The following is a 14,122-nucleotide window of genomic DNA, read 5'->3' as shown; positions in this document are numbered from 1 at the left end:
AAGAAATAGGGCGAAACGCAAATTGCCGGACGGTTCAAGCCCGATCCGTCCTTGGCACCGTAGCCGGCGGGGCGTAAGTTTCCGCTTCTTCCAAACCGGTACCCATAGAGATCCCGACATGACAGAGACGCAGATGGACGCGGCAGATGCGGCGGCCGGGTCCGCCTACTGGAAACGAAACCTCGCGATTTCGCTGACCGGCTCCTTCACCACCATCGTGGCGATGACGCTGCTGCTCCCCTTCCTGCCGCTCTATGTCGCGGAACTCGGCGTCAGCGAGCATGCCGCGATCGTGCAGTGGTCGGGCATCGCCTATGGCGCGACCTTCTTTGCCGCCGCGCTCGTCGCGCCGCTCTGGGGCCGGCTCGGCGATATCTACGGGCGAAAGCTGATGCTGGTGCGCGCCAGCCTCGGCATGACGATCGCAATCTCGCTGATGGGCATGGCGGAGAACGTCTGGCAGCTGGTGGCGCTCCGGCTCTTCGTCGGACTTGCAGGCGGCTACGCCTCGGGCTCCATGGTGCTGGTCGCGACGCAGACGCCGAAGGACCGCTCGGCCTGGGCACTCGGCGTGCTGTCGTCGGGCATCATGGCGGGCAATCTCGTCGGACCGCTGATCGGCGGGGCGCTGCCGCCCATCATCGGCATCCGCTGCACGTTCCTGGCGGCGGGCGGCGTCATCTTCCTCGCCTTCCTGGCGACCACCTTCCTGATCAAGGAGGAGAAGTCCCCTGCGGGCAGGCAAGCGGCGAAGGCAAGCGGCGGCTGGCGCGCGATACCGGACAAGGGCCCGGTGGTCGCGATGCTGGCGACCGGCCTGCTTCTGATGCTCGCCAACATGTCGATCGAACCGATCATAACCGTCTACGTGGCGCAACTGGTCGAAGACCAGGGACGCGTAACGATGACCGCCGGCATCGTCATGTCGGCGACAGCACTCGGCAGCATCCTTTCGGCGTCGCGCCTCGGCAAGCTCGCCGACAGGATCGGGCATTGGCCGGTGATTGCGGGTGCGCTTGCTGTTGCGGCGCTGCTCCTGATCCCGCAGGCCTTCGTCACCAATTCGTGGCAGCTGATTGCGCTGCGCTTGCTGATGGGAATTGCGCTCGGCGGGCTGTTGCCCTGCATCACCGCCGTCATCCGCCACAGCGTGCCGGACAGTGCCGCAGGCAGCATACTCGGCTACTCCATCTCGACGCAATATGTCGGCCAGGTCGCAGGCCCCGTGCTCGGCGGCTTCGTGGGCGGGCATATCGGCATGCGGGCGGTCTTTCTCGGCACCTGCGTGCTGCTGTTGGCGGGTGCTGCCTATGCGTGGATGGTGCGGCCGAGGGAGAAAACGAGCTAGCTCCATTGGCTGCTTGTGCGTCGCCTACCGCAAAGCTCGAGGGAGCGGCCGCTCATCCGCCCTTCGGGCACCTTCTCCCCCGGGGGAGAAGGTGATTTGACGTGGCGTCCCGGCACTTGTCCATGGCAGGAAGCGCTCCGCGGCGCGACACATCTATGCCAGCATGCGCACATTCGGCTCGCGGTACCAGTAGCGCTTGGCGGCGGCCTCGAAGAAAGCGCCGTCCAACGCGACGACACCTTCGTCGGGTTCGACGCCGGCCTTCTGAAGCAGGGGCAAGGCTTCCGGCGTGTGGCCGATCGCCTTCAGATGCACGAAGGCATTCATCACCCATTGCACGGCGGCACCTTCCTTCAGCAGTATCCCGGTGCCCTCTCCGGACAGGAGAACCGCGACCGCATCGAATATCTGCGACGGGGAACCGGCGAGCTGGCCATCGGCCTTGATCGTGCTGCCGTCCGAAAGCCTCGCCTTCCCGACCTTCGGAGCTACGACGAAAGCCGTGGCATTCGCATCCTCGATCGAGTTCACCAGGGATTGCAGGGCGTGAGCGTCACTGCCGTCGGCGATCAGGATGCCGATCTTGCGGCCCTCGATCGTCTGCTTCATGTTTTTCTGGATCGAGAGCGCCGGCGACGGGGGCATGTCGATCGGCTCGCGGGCGGCCGGGTTCTTCTGCGGCAGATCGATGCCGAGGCCTTCGGCGACACGATTGGCAAGCTCCGGATCGACGTTCAGCAGGTTGCCGACCATGCGTGGTGGCACCTGCTTCAGGCCGACCTTGGAAAGCTCGAAGACGAAGGACGAGGCGATATGGGCCTGTTCCGAGTGCGTCTGCGACTTCCAGAACAGCCGCGCCTGGCTGTAGTGGTCGGCAAAGAGCTCGGCGCGGATGCGCAGCTTGTCGCCCTGCTCCTCTTTTCCGGACGCGGCGCTGAATGTCGGGAAGCCGGTGACGGGACATTCGCGCGGCCCGCCTCCCTCGCCATGCGCGCCAAGGCTGTTCGGCTCGTAATTGGCTCGACCCGTCGGCACGTTCATCTGCATCTGCCCGTCACGCTGGAAGTTCATGACCGGGCATTTCGGCGCGTTGATCGGCAGCTGGTGGAAGTTAGCGGTGCCGAGGCGCGATTTCTGCGTATCGAGATAGCTGAAGAGGCGTCCCTGCAGCAGCGGGTCATTGGTGAAATCGATGCCAGGCACGATATTGGCGGGGCAATAGGCGACCTGCTCGGTTTCGGCAAAGAAATTGTCCGGGTTGCGGTCCAGCACGAGGCGGCCGACGATTTTCAGCGGCAGCACTTCTTCCGGAATGATTTTGGTGGCATCGAGCACGTCGTAAGGTTGCTTGCTGGCAAAGTCCTCGTCGAAAAGCTGCAGGCCGAGTTCCCATTCCGGGAAGTTTCCGGCTTCGATCGCCTCGTGAAGATCACGGCGATGGAAATCGTTGTCGGCCGCCTGCAGCTTCAGCGCCTCGTCCCAGACGGTCGATTGGAGGCCGAGCTTAGGCTTCCAGTGAAACTTCACGAAGGTCGATTTGCCCTCAGCGTTCACGAAGCGGAACGTGTGGACGCCGAAGCCCTGCATCATCCGGAAAGAGCGCGGGATGGCGCGGTCGGACATCGCCCACATCAGCATGTGGGTGCTTTCGGGCATCAGGGACGCCCAGTCCCAAAAAGTGTCATGGGCGCTGGCGGCCTGCGGATAGGCGCGGTCAGCTTCCATCTTCACCGCATGGACGAGATCGGGAAACTTGATGGCATCCTGAATGAAGAAGACCGGGATGTTGTTGCCAACCAGATCCCAATTGCCTTCCTTCGTATAGAACTTGACCGCAAAGCCGCGCACGTCGCGCGGGGTGTCGACCGAACCGGCGCCGCCGGCGACCGTCGAGAAGCGCACGAAGACCGGCGTCTTCTCGCCCTTGCGCTGGAAGAGATCGGCCTTGGTGATGCCGGAAAGGCTTTCCGTCAGCTCGAAATAGCCGTGCGCTGCCGAACCACGGGCATGCACGATCCGCTCCGGAATGCGCTCATGATCGAAATGGAAGATCTTCTCGCGCAGCACGAAATCCTCGAGCAGCGTCGGGCCGCGCGCACCCGAGCGCAGGCTGTTCTGATTGTCGGAAATGCGGATGCCCTGATTGGTGGTCAGATGGTCGAGGCCCTCGTGCGGGCCTTTTTCCGGAATATGCTGATGCGTCTCGCCGCCATTGCCGCGGCTGGTGTCGAACGGGTTGTCGGACATGATACGTCCCTCATTTTGGGGTGATAGACGCCAAACGAGGACAGTGGGCTAATGTTCCTGAAATGACGGTCGGGTAAGGCGAAAGGTAGTCTAGCCGCCGGACTCGGCCCATAGTTGGCGCTGGCGCACCGTCCGCCTACGCGCGAAGCGGACACTTGGAACGAATGTGGGCCGAGCTCGCCCCGCTTGCAGGAAGCGGCGAGACGCGCATGGTTGCGCCCGACCCACTTGATCGCGATCGAAGGCGCTCAGCTTCTCTGGATAGCGGCCGGCGTCATTGATTAAGTGAGATAGCGAGAGTAAGTTTTTGGGTGGCAGTAGGTGTCGGATGGGCGGCGTGAGCTGCTTCGCCACGGCAAGGCCCGAGAACAACACCGGATGATCGACAAGAGCGGAGCCGCGCCCGCCCGATCTGAACGGGCGGGCCATTTTGGCTTCGCACAATGGAGGGCGCCGGCATGGACTTCCCTCTACCTGACAACGAGGCTGAACGCTTGGCCGCGGTACGGGCCTATGATGTTTACGGCACCGACCCGGAAGCCGGATTCGACGATCTAACCGATCTCGCCGCCCTGATTGCCAGTGCCCCGATCGCGATGGTCAACATCGTCGGCGACACCAAGATATGGCTCAAATCCCGTCACGGCGTTCCTCCCGGCATTGAAGAAGTGCCCCGCAGCGGCGTCTGCTGCGCCTATGCGCTCTGCCGTAGCGACATGCTGGTGGTTCCCGACACCCACGCCGACGATCGCTTCAAGGCACTGCCGTTCATCGCGACTGAACCCTTCTTCCGCTTTTATGCAGGCATGCCGCTGATCGATTCAGGCGGCCATGCGCTGGGCACGCTCTGCATCTTGGACCTCACCCCGCGCGAGCTCGCCTTCGAGGCTGCCGAAGGCATCCGTCGCCTCGCGCGCCAGACCATCGCCCAGCTCGAACTGCGCCTGAGGATGGCCGAGGTGCTGCGCTCGCAGCAGGAACTGGCCGCTGAGAAGCAGCGCGCGGACAGCCTGCTCCTCAACATCCTCCCACTCAAGGTAGCCGCGGAATTGACAGAGAAGGGCTCGGTCGAGCCCCGCCACCACCCTTCGACGACGATCCTCTTTACTGACTTCGTCGACTTTACCAAATCAGCCGTTGAACTCTCCCCTCGGGAGTTGGTCGATGACCTCGACATGTACTTCTCCGAGTTCGATAACATCGTCGCGCGACATGGGCTGGAGAAGCTCAAGACCATCGGTGACTCCTACATGTGCGCCGGCGGTCTGATGCAGGGCCGCAAGGACCATGCGATCCGCAGCTGCCTTGCTGCTCTCGAGATTCGACGCTTTGTCGTGGCGTCGAACCAGCGCTGGGCCGCGGTCGGGCAGCGGCCCTGGCACCTCCGCGTCGGCCTGCATACCGGCAGTGTGATGTCCGGCGTCGTTGGCCGGAAGAAGTTCGCCTACGACGTCTGGGGCGACGCTGTAAATATCGCGGCTCGTATGGAGAGCACGGACGAAGCAGACCGGGTGAACATCTCCGAAAGCACCTACCAGCACGTAAAATCATATTTCGACTGCACCCCGCGAGGTGCCCTTGACGTGAAAAACAAGGGTAAGATGACGATGTATTTCCTCGACCGGCTGAAACCGGAATATGCCGCGGATGCTGCGGGCGTGGAGGCGAACGAGCATCTGAGGAAAACTCTCGCCGGTACTTCGGTCACTTGGTCGCTGCCTGGATAGACCGCGCTCCCAGAGGAACTCACGATGAGGCGTCACTTGCGAATCCTGGCTGCGTTGCTGACACTGTCACTCATCAGTGCCGGACCGGCTGACGACGGACGTTTCTATGCTGGGGATTATTCCTTCTCCGATGAGCTTGGCGGCTTCCGCATCCTGTCAGTTACAGGCTCAGGTACAAAAGCCGATCCAATCGAAATCCACGAGGAACTTAACTCGGCCAGCCCCGTCACTCTGGTGATTAGGGCCGCAAGGCCAATTCAACATCACGGGTTTCCTGAGGGCGCCTTCCACCTGCGCGTTGTCACTTTCAACAAGAGCGGATTGGCCTGGATCGAGTTCGAATTCGAACTTCAAGAGACTCTTGGCAAACCGAGCGACTTTTATGACGGTCTGTCATTTGATCAGACCAACCCCAATCCGGACCTCATTTCGTCCAACCGGTTTGCCCGTTTCGAGAACCACTTCGAGAAATTCGACCGGCTGCGCTTCGCCAGCGGTCACGTTGATCCCCTCGACGGACCGGCGTTTGGCTTTTTTATCACTGACGTCACGCCGGTTACCGAGTTCTACTTGGTGCAGGATCCGCGCGTACCTTTCTCGTGAGACTGCAACGGTTCGCACTCCCCTGCGCGCGGATCGCTACTCGCCGCTTTGGCTATGGCTGCGCCCGTTGGCCCAATCCATGTAGAGATCGAGCGCCTTGCGGGTGACCGGGCCGTCTTCGAAATCGCGGCCGTCGAGGCGGTTGACGCCGACGATCTTTGAATAGTTGCCGCTGGTGAATATCTCATCGGCATTCATGAAGTCTTCGACCGAGAGCGTCACCTCGCGCACGTCGAATCCTGCCTGGTCCAGCAACCCCATGACGCGGGCGCGGGTGATGCCGGCGAGGAAAGTGCGGTTGGCAACCGGCGTGAAGACCACGCCGTCCTTCACCATGAAGATGTTGGAGGATGCCGTTTCGGCGACATTGCCGTTCAGGTCGCGCATCAGGGCATTGTCGAAGCCGCGGCTTCGCGCCTCGGCGATCGCGCGGCCGCTGTTCGGGTAGAGCCCGCCCGCCTTGGAATCCGTCGTCGCCGTTTCCGGCGACGGGCGGCGGAAGGGCGAAACGGTCAGCGACGAACCGCTATGGCCGCCCATCGGCGCTTCGAAAAGGCAGAGCGCAAAGCGGGTCGATTCCGCATCGACGGAGACGACGCTGCCCGGCGAACCGTGCTCGCCCCAATACATCGGCTTGATATAGATCGGCGTCTTGCCATCGAACTTCTTGATGCCTTCCCAGGCGAGCGCCTCGATCTCCTCGGCCGTCTTGATGGGCTTCAGCCCCATATTGACGGCTGAGCGGTTGACACGCTGGCAATGCAGGTCGAGGTCCGGCGCGATGCCATCAAACCAGCGGGCACCGTCGAAGACCGTGGACGCGAGCCACATGGCATGCGAGGTCGGGCCGATCAGCGGCGGGTTGCCGGCAAGCCACTCGCCCTCGACATGGGTCCAGGTGGTCGTGCGGGGCGATGTATCGACGGGCATGATCTTCTCCTTCCAAAGCCCGAGAAGCAAAATCCTTCCCGGCAGGCAGGGTCAAGCGGAAATTCGGTCGCTCAAGCGGGACGCACGAAAAATGCCGCAACCGCCCATATCGCCGCAACAATCATGCGCGTTCGCCCGCATGAAAGCGATGGGTCCATCAGCGAAAATGATCGAACGGAGTGTTGGAACCGCAGGCTCCCGCGTGGCATCATGGCGGCGGAATCTCAAACAAAAGAGCTGGAGGCCGTCCGATGAAAGCCATGTATTACGAAGCCTTCGAGCAGACACCCGACATTCGCACGGTGCCCGACCCGACGCCGACCGAGGACGGCGTCGTCATCGCCATCGGCGCGACCGGCCTTTGCCGCAGCGACTGGCACGGTTGGATGGGACATGATCCGGATATCTGCCTGCCGCATGTGCCGGGACACGAGCTTGCAGGCAAGATCGTCGCCACAGGCAAGGGCGTGGTGCGCTTCAAGGCGGGCGACCGGGTGACCGTGCCGTTCGTTTCCGGCTGCGGCCATTGCAGCGAATGCCACTCCGGCAATCAGCAGGTCTGCCCGAACCAGTTCCAGCCCGGTTTCACGCATTGGGGCTCGTTCGCCGAATATGTCGCGATCGACTATGCCGACACCAATCTCGTGCATCTGCCCGACAGCGTCGACGATGCGACGGCGGCGAGCCTCGGCTGCCGCTTCGCCACCTCCTTCCGCGCCGTTGCCGACCAGGCACGCACCGGCCCCGGCGAGTGGATCGCCATCCATGGCGCGGGCGGCGTCGGCCTCTCGGCGATCATGATCGCCAGCGCGCTCGGCGCCAATCCGATCGCGATTGACATTTCGGAGGAGAAGCTTGCCTTTGCGCGCGAATGCGGGGCGGTGGCGACGATTAATGCGGCGGCGGTTGCCGATGTCGCGGAAGCCGTGCGCGAGATCACCAAGGGCGGCGCGCATGTTTCGATCGACGCGCTCGGCCATCCCGTGACCTGCTTCAACTCGATCAAGAACTTGCGCCGCCGCGGCCGCCATGTGCAGATCGGCCTGATGCTCGGCGAATATGCCACGCCGCAAGTCCCGATGGCGCTGGTGATCGGCCATGAACTGGAAATCTACGGCAGCCACGGCATGCAGGCATGGCGCTACGACGCCATGCTCTCCATGCTTGCCGCCGGCAAGATCGCGCCGCAGAAACTGATCGGCCGGACAATCAGCCTGGAAGAGGCTGTGCCGGCGCTGATGGCGATGGACCGGGCGGAAGGAACCGGGATCAGCGTGATTACGCGGTTTTGAATGAGGTGGCGCCATGCTCATCGCCCAGATAAGCGATATCCACGCCAGCCCCGACAATGACGGCCTTGCCCGGCTTAAGAGGGCAATTTGCTGGCTCGCCACGATGCAGCCGGCTATCGTCGTGGTGTCCGGGGATCTTGTCAACGGCGGCTGGCGGGAGGGCTACCGGCAGATCATTTCTGCGTTGCAAAGCCTCGCGTGCCGCACCTTGATCCTCCCCGGCAACGTGGACGACCGCACCGTCATGCGCGAGGCGATGCCCGAGGCGGGCCATTGGGGCGATGACGAGAAAATGCATTTTGCCGAACCCCATGGAGGCGCTTTGATCGTCGGCCTTGACACATGCGTCGACGGACAGGCCCATGGTGACGTTACGGAGCATCTTCCGTGGTTGCGGCAAACGCTGGCGAGCGGTCCATCGGGCATACCCTTGCTCTTCACGCATCACCATGTTTTCCCCACGGGAATATCGCCTCTGGATGATGTCATGTGCAGGGGTGCAGATGCCTTGGGCGACCTGCTATCGAGTGGCATAAGGCGCCCCATCGCAATCTGCAGCGGCCACGTCCATCGGCCGATGTCGAGCCTGATCGCAGGCATTCCGGCCTACATATGCGGCTCGATCTGTCCCGCCAATCCTTTGCTGCTCGATCCCACACGTGAACCGCCTGTCACCGATCCTCCAGGCCTCATGATCCATGATCTTCGGAATGGCCGGCTGGTCAGCAGTCACGTTTCCCTCTGATAGAGAGATCTGGTGGATGACCAACCGTGGGCCCGGAGAGATCGAGGCATCTGCCAGCGTCCGCCTCATGCGCATAAGATCGGCTTAGAGCCTGTCCTTCGACACAGCGAATATCTCAGCCAAGCCATCCCATACCGCGCGGATGCGCGGGATATCGACCAGATTGGCCGGGGCAAGCATCCAGAGTTCGCGATCGGGCATTGCCTCGCCGCAATCGATCTCGACCAGAGCCGGATTCTGTTTCGCGACGAAGCGCGGAAGCATGGCGATGCCGAGCCCGGCGGCTGCGGCATTTGCCTGCACGACATTGCTGCTCGAGCGGAAGACGAAGGCATCCGGGCCGAATTTCGTTTCCAGCCAGCGCGCTTCGGCCACGCCGTCGCTATCCAGGTCAAATCCGATCAGGCGGGCTGGCCTGCTTTCCGCAACAGTCTCGGCGGCCGCTTTCGAGGCATAGAAGGCGTATCCGATCGTCGCCACGCGTTTTCCGGTGAGATCACTGTCCTTCGGGTGCCCCAGCCGAAGGGCAATATCGGCCTCGCGCTGGGCAAGGCTCTGCACGCGGATATCGGTGACGATTTCGAGTTCGACGTCAGCAAGCCCGCGCAGCACATCGCCGAGCCGCGGCGCGATGACGAGATCGGCGATCGAACGGGTCGTCGTCAGCCGCACGCGACCGCTCGGGCCGTTCGAATAAGCCAGCCGGTCGCGGATCGCCCCAGCGGCACTCTCCATGGCACCCGCCTCGGACAGGATCGCGGTTCCGTGGCGGCTGAGCTGGTAGCCGTCGGCGCGCCGCTCGAAGAGCGCGAAGCCGAGAGCACTTTCCAGCGCGCCAACGCGACGGGCGACGGTCGCATGGTTGACCTTCAGCGCACGCGCCGTTGCCGAAAGGCTGCCGTGCCTTGCCAGCGCCGCGAAAAAACGCAGGTCCTCCCAATCGATATCTGTGCGCTTTTGCTCAGGCATTGTGAATTGATAGCGAATATTCGCTCAGTACGAAAGCGGTTAGCGTCCTTGGCATCGATCCATCCAAGGAGATATGCCAATGGTTCCCCTCACCCTTCTTCAGCATGCGGGCGTCACGCCGAAAGCTGCCGACTGGTCGAAGTCGGTCGTTGTCGTCATCGACGCCCAAAACGAATATGTGGACGGCGGACTGCCGCTTCATGGCATCGCGGCACCCGTCGGCGAAATTCGCAAGTTGCTCGATGCGGCCCGGCGTGATGGCGTTCCGGTTATTCATATCGTTCACCACGCGGCGCCGGGCAGCGGCCACTTCGCGATCGGCTCGCATGGCGCGAAGATCATTTCCACGTTGACGCCGGCTGACGGTGAAGCCGTCATCCCGAAGACGCTTCCCAATGCCTTTGCCGGAACCACGCTTGCCGCAGCTCTCGCAGCAATTGCCAAGCAGACAGGGCGCTCCGATGTGATCCTCGTAGGCTTCATGACGCATATGTGCGTCAGCGCTGCGGCGCGTGCGGCACTCGATCTCGGCATCAAGGCGACCGTCATCGCATCCGCCGCCTTAAGCCGCGATCTGCCGGATCCGCTCGGCGGCATGATCCCGGCCGAGACCGTACATCGTACGGCGCTGGCGGAGATCGCCGACCGTTTCGCGACGGTCGTCCCGGATATAGCGGCGATTGTCAAACGGGCCGCAACGGCCTGACGGGCCGCAAGAAGCCGTCTCCCTCTACGGCTTCTCCCACTTTTCCTGCTCTTCCCTAAATTGCCTGACGGTTGCGGCGCGCTCCGTCTTTTCGGCTTTCGAAAGAGCGCCGTCGCCGTTCTTGTCGTAGAAGGCGAAGGCGGAAAGGAGGAGCGCCTTGAACTCATCCTCCGTCAGTTTGCCGTCCTTGTTGGGGTCGATCGCCAGCAGGGCGGCGACGCGTTCCGTATCGCTCAGTCCGTAAGCGAGCGGCATGCGAGGCAGCGGCGGTGATTTCAGCGCTTCGTCGAGCGTCACGATACCGTCGCCGTTGCGATCGAAATTCGCAAAGCGCGCTTTCATGCCGAGTTCGGCCTCGTTGCGGCTTTCATAGAGGTTGGCGAGCTTGTACTCGTCGAGCGTCATGCGCCCGTCGGCATCGAGATCACCGGTGAAGAACGGCATTGCGGCGGCCGCCCTTTGGCGTGCGGCATCGACCTGCCGGAGCCTGGCGATATCGTCTTCATCGAGGGCACGGTCGGCACCGCTGTAGACGGCAAAGGGCTCCAGATGGCTGGACACATACTGGTCGCGCGCATTGCCCATGTCTTCCACAAGGAAAATCGGCGGAGCGGCCGGCGTCTCGGCCCTTGCGGACATTGCGGCGACCGATAGGCAGACTGCGGCAAAGACGAAACCGGCTCTCATGAATCCCCCAACCCAGAAACGACATCAATAATGCAACCCGCTCGTGCAGGCAATTCGAAGACAGCTGCACCACGCCGCATACAAGCGGCCGAGAATTGCTGCTAGCATGACGCGCTTTGAATCATTGCCGTATCGGAACACGGGAAAAACAGGAGGTGCCCATGGCCTGGTCTGCCAGCCAGTATGTGAAGTTCGAGGATGAGCGGACGCGCCCGGCGCGCGATCTCCTGGCGCAGGTGCCGCTGGAAAGGGTCAGCAAGGCGATCGATCTCGGTTGCGGGCCGGGAAACTCGACCGAACTCATCATCGACCGCTACGGCAAGGATGGCGTGTCCGGCCTCGACAGCGACCTCAACATGCTGGAGGCAGCGCGCAAGCGGCTTCCGGGCACCACCTTCACCGAGGCTGACCTTGCCACCTGGCAGCCGAATGAGCCTTCCGACCTGCTCTTCGCCAATGCCGTCTTCCAGTGGCTGCCCAACCATCTCGACATCTTCGACCGGCTGATGGACGGGCTTACCAGGGGCGGCGTGCTCGCCGTGCAGATGCCCGACAATCTCGGCGAGCCGACGCATCTGCTGATGGAGGAAAGCGCCCATGCCGGACCATGGAAGACGGCCTTCGAAAAGAAGAGCGTGCGCCGCAATCCCCTTTCCCAGCCGTCGGCCTATTACAGCCGCCTGATCGGCAAATCCGCGCGCCTGGATATCTGGCACACGATCTACAACCACCCGATGGCGGATGCCGCGGCCATCGTCGAATGGGTGAAGGCAACGGGTCTGATGCCCTACCTCGCGGCTGCCGGCCAAGAGCATCGCGAGGCGTTTCTCGCGGATTATCTTGGGCGTGTCGAGAAGGCCTATCCGAAGATGGCGGACGGGCGGGTGCTGCTCGGCTTCCCGCGGATTTTCTTGGTGGCGGTGAAGGGTTAAGCGCGGCACGTTTCATGGAGTGCCGCGCAGTCGCCGCGCCGTCCCCGGGGGATGGTTCGGCTCTCCCTCATCTTTGTGCTTGTCACAGAGATCCAGCCACTGCGCGTCCGCGCCGTGAAGGACTCATTTGCCTTAAAGGGAGTCTCCTGCGCCCAAAGACTTGGGCGCGCTCGATTGCTGTGACAGGCACAGGAATGAGGGAAGGATAAATGACAGCGCCGAGGGCAACCTCTTGCTTGCCGCAGCCTTGCCTGAGATCGAGCGCTTGGAATGTTGCCCATCAACTGACTTGATGAGGGTAGGAGAAGCAGACCTGGTGACAACAGGCCACGCTTGCGGTAGCGCCCGGCGGCCTTATATTCCGGCGCTGACAATCACGGAGAGCGATCCCTATGCCAGACGCCAAGCCAACGCCGCCCACCACTCTGGTCATCTTCGGGGCGACCGGCGACCTTACCCGGCGGCTTCTCGTTCCGGCGATCATCAATCTCACCCGCGGCGCCATGGTTGGCGACGATCTCGACATTCTCGGCATCGGCATCGAGCCCGGCGGCGACGAGATGCTGCTCAAACGGCTAGACGATTTCCTGGCCGGCCTCGGCGACGGCGAACCGCTCGTCAAGGATCCGGCCTGGGCACGGTTGCGGCAGCGGATCAGCTATATTTCCGGCGATTTCACCGGCGAGGATATTTATCTGGAGATCGCCAAACGCCTCACTTCGGCGCCGGGCGGCAATGCGGCCTTCTATCTCGCCGTGCCGCCCCGCTTCTTCGGCGGTATCGTGGAGAAGCTCGCGGCTCACGGACTTGCCGCCGAGAGTGAAAATAGCTTCCGTCGCATCGCCATCGAAAAGCCCTTTGGAACGGACCTCGCTTCGGCCCGTGCGCTGAACGCGCAGATCCTGAGCAAGGTCGGCGAAAGCCAGATCTACCGGCTCGACCATTTCCTCGGCAAGGAGACCGTCCAGAACCTGCTGACGGCGCGCTTTGCGAACATGATGATCGAATCGCTGTGGAACAGCCGCTATATCGACCATGTGCAGATCACCGCAGCCGAAACCGTCGATGTCGGCAGCCGCGGCGCCTTCTACGACGCGACGGGCGCGCTGCGCGACATGGTGCCGAACCATTTGTTCCAGCTGCTCGCCATGATCGCCATGGAGCCGCCGAACAGCTTCGACGCCGAAGCGATCCGCAACGAGAAGAGCAAGGTGCTGAAGGCGCTGCGCGTCTTCACGCCCGAGGAGGCGGCAACACACGGCGTTCGCGGCGTCTATTCCGGCGGGACGCTGAACGGGGCTGAAATCCCCGCCTATCACCAGACGCCGCAAGTGGCGCCTGACAGCAGGACCGAGACCTTCGTGGCGCTGAAGCTTTATGCCGATACGTGGCGCTGGGCGGGCGTGCCCTTCTATCTGCGGACCGGCAAGGCGATGACAGCGCGCGACACGGAAATCGTCGTCGAATTCCAGCCCGTGCCGTTCGCGCAGTTCCGCGAGACCGAAGTCACGCGCCGGCTGCCGCCGAACAGGCTGGTTATACAAGTGCAGCCGGACGAAGGCATGAGCCTGGAGATATCCATCAAATCGCCAGGGCTTTCGGTCGATACCGTGCCGGTTTCGCTCGACTTCCGCTATGCCGACCAGTTCGACATCGGTAAGATGACCGGCTACGAATCCCTCATCTACGACCTGCTGATCGGCGACCAGACGCTGTTCCAGCGGGCCGACGGCATCGAAGCCGGCTGGGCGGCGGTGCAGCCTTTTCTCGACCTATGGGCGAAGGGCGGCGAGCCGGAAGCCTACGCCCCCGGCAGCATGGGGCCTGTCTGCGCCGACGGCCTCATCGAACGCGACGGGCGGCAATGGCATGCGCTGGACGTGGTGCATGCGAAGCACAAATGAAACCCCGCTTCCCATGGAAGCGGGGCTCTTTC

12 protein-coding genes are annotated in these 14,122 nt (G+C 62.7%); 8 read left to right on the top strand and 4 right to left on the bottom strand.

The window, feature by feature from the left end:
• Window positions 1-118 precede the first annotated feature (118 nt).
• Window positions 119-1,348 (top strand): MFS transporter, encoded by a 1,230-nt coding sequence (locus QA644_RS03770; protein WP_239594986.1) that lies wholly within the window; start codon window positions 119-121, stop codon window positions 1,346-1,348.
• A gap of 153 nt (window positions 1,349-1,501) precedes the next feature.
• On the opposite strand, the gene QA644_RS03765 is transcribed toward QA644_RS03770, so the two are convergent.
• Window positions 1,502-3,595, bottom strand: coding sequence for a catalase (locus QA644_RS03765; protein ID WP_283071146.1), 2,094 nt, complete (start codon window positions 3,593-3,595; stop codon window positions 1,502-1,504).
• A gap of 458 nt (window positions 3,596-4,053) precedes the next feature.
• Here QA644_RS03765 and QA644_RS03760 point away from each other — a divergent pair, with 458 nt between their 5' ends.
• Both QA644_RS03760 and QA644_RS03755 read left to right on the top strand, forming a co-directional pair.
• Window positions 4,054-5,322, top strand: a complete 1,269-nt coding sequence (locus QA644_RS03760) for an adenylate/guanylate cyclase domain-containing protein (RefSeq protein WP_283071145.1) — start codon at window positions 4,054-4,056, stop codon at window positions 5,320-5,322.
• A gap of 36 nt (window positions 5,323-5,358) precedes the next feature.
• The gene (locus tag QA644_RS03755) at window positions 5,359-5,925 is read left to right on the top strand and encodes a hypothetical protein (RefSeq protein ID WP_283071144.1); all 567 of its coding nucleotides are present in this window, start codon (window positions 5,359-5,361) and stop codon (window positions 5,923-5,925) included.
• Between the two features lie 36 nt (window positions 5,926-5,961).
• Here QA644_RS03755 and QA644_RS03750 read toward each other — a convergent pair whose 3' ends face one another.
• On the bottom strand, window positions 5,962-6,855 hold the full coding sequence (locus tag QA644_RS03750; protein WP_194729217.1) for a branched-chain amino acid aminotransferase: 894 nt from the start codon (window positions 6,853-6,855) through the stop codon (window positions 5,962-5,964).
• 251 nt (window positions 6,856-7,106) lie between these two features.
• On the opposite strand from QA644_RS03750, the gene QA644_RS03745 reads away from it, so the two are divergent.
• Window positions 7,107-8,147 (top strand): zinc-dependent alcohol dehydrogenase family protein, encoded by a 1,041-nt coding sequence (locus QA644_RS03745; RefSeq protein WP_194729216.1) that lies wholly within the window; start codon window positions 7,107-7,109, stop codon window positions 8,145-8,147.
• Between the two features lie 13 nt (window positions 8,148-8,160).
• On the top strand, window positions 8,161-8,892 hold the full coding sequence (locus QA644_RS03740; protein ID WP_283071142.1) for a phosphodiesterase: 732 nt from the start codon (window positions 8,161-8,163) through the stop codon (window positions 8,890-8,892).
• 84 nt (window positions 8,893-8,976) lie between these two features.
• Here the strand turns inward: QA644_RS03740 and QA644_RS03735 are convergent, their stop codons facing one another.
• A complete protein-coding gene (locus QA644_RS03735) occupies window positions 8,977-9,861 on the bottom strand; it encodes a LysR family transcriptional regulator (protein ID WP_194729214.1) in 885 nt (294 codons plus the stop codon).
• A gap of 79 nt (window positions 9,862-9,940) precedes the next feature.
• On the opposite strand from QA644_RS03735, the gene QA644_RS03730 reads away from it, so the two are divergent.
• Window positions 9,941-10,567: an isochorismatase family protein gene (locus QA644_RS03730; protein WP_239594996.1), complete on the top strand. Its 627-nt coding sequence runs from the start codon at window positions 9,941-9,943 to the stop codon at window positions 10,565-10,567.
• Window positions 10,568-10,591: 24 nt separating this feature from the next.
• Here the strand turns inward: QA644_RS03730 and QA644_RS03725 are convergent, their stop codons facing one another.
• On the bottom strand, window positions 10,592-11,254 hold the full coding sequence (locus QA644_RS03725; RefSeq protein ID WP_283071139.1) for an EF-hand domain-containing protein: 663 nt from the start codon (window positions 11,252-11,254) through the stop codon (window positions 10,592-10,594).
• Window positions 11,255-11,415: 161 nt separating this feature from the next.
• Here QA644_RS03725 and tam point away from each other — a divergent pair, with 161 nt between their 5' ends.
• Together tam and zwf are read left to right on the top strand one after the other, a co-directional pair.
• Window positions 11,416-12,186: a trans-aconitate 2-methyltransferase gene (tam, locus tag QA644_RS03720; RefSeq protein ID WP_283071137.1), complete on the top strand. Its 771-nt coding sequence runs from the start codon at window positions 11,416-11,418 to the stop codon at window positions 12,184-12,186.
• Window positions 12,187-12,578: 392 nt separating this feature from the next.
• Window positions 12,579-14,090, top strand: a complete 1,512-nt coding sequence (gene zwf, locus QA644_RS03715) for a glucose-6-phosphate dehydrogenase (protein WP_283071135.1) — start codon at window positions 12,579-12,581, stop codon at window positions 14,088-14,090.
• The last annotated feature ends 32 nt before the right edge of the window (window positions 14,091-14,122 follow it).

Origin of the sequence: Rhizobium sp. CC1099, from assembly GCF_029714385.1 — a bacterium.
Classification (GTDB): Bacteria; Pseudomonadota; Alphaproteobacteria; order Rhizobiales; family Rhizobiaceae; genus Rhizobium.
The sequence above is the reverse complement of the archived record's forward strand: the minus strand, read 5'-3'. Positions and strand labels throughout refer to the sequence as shown.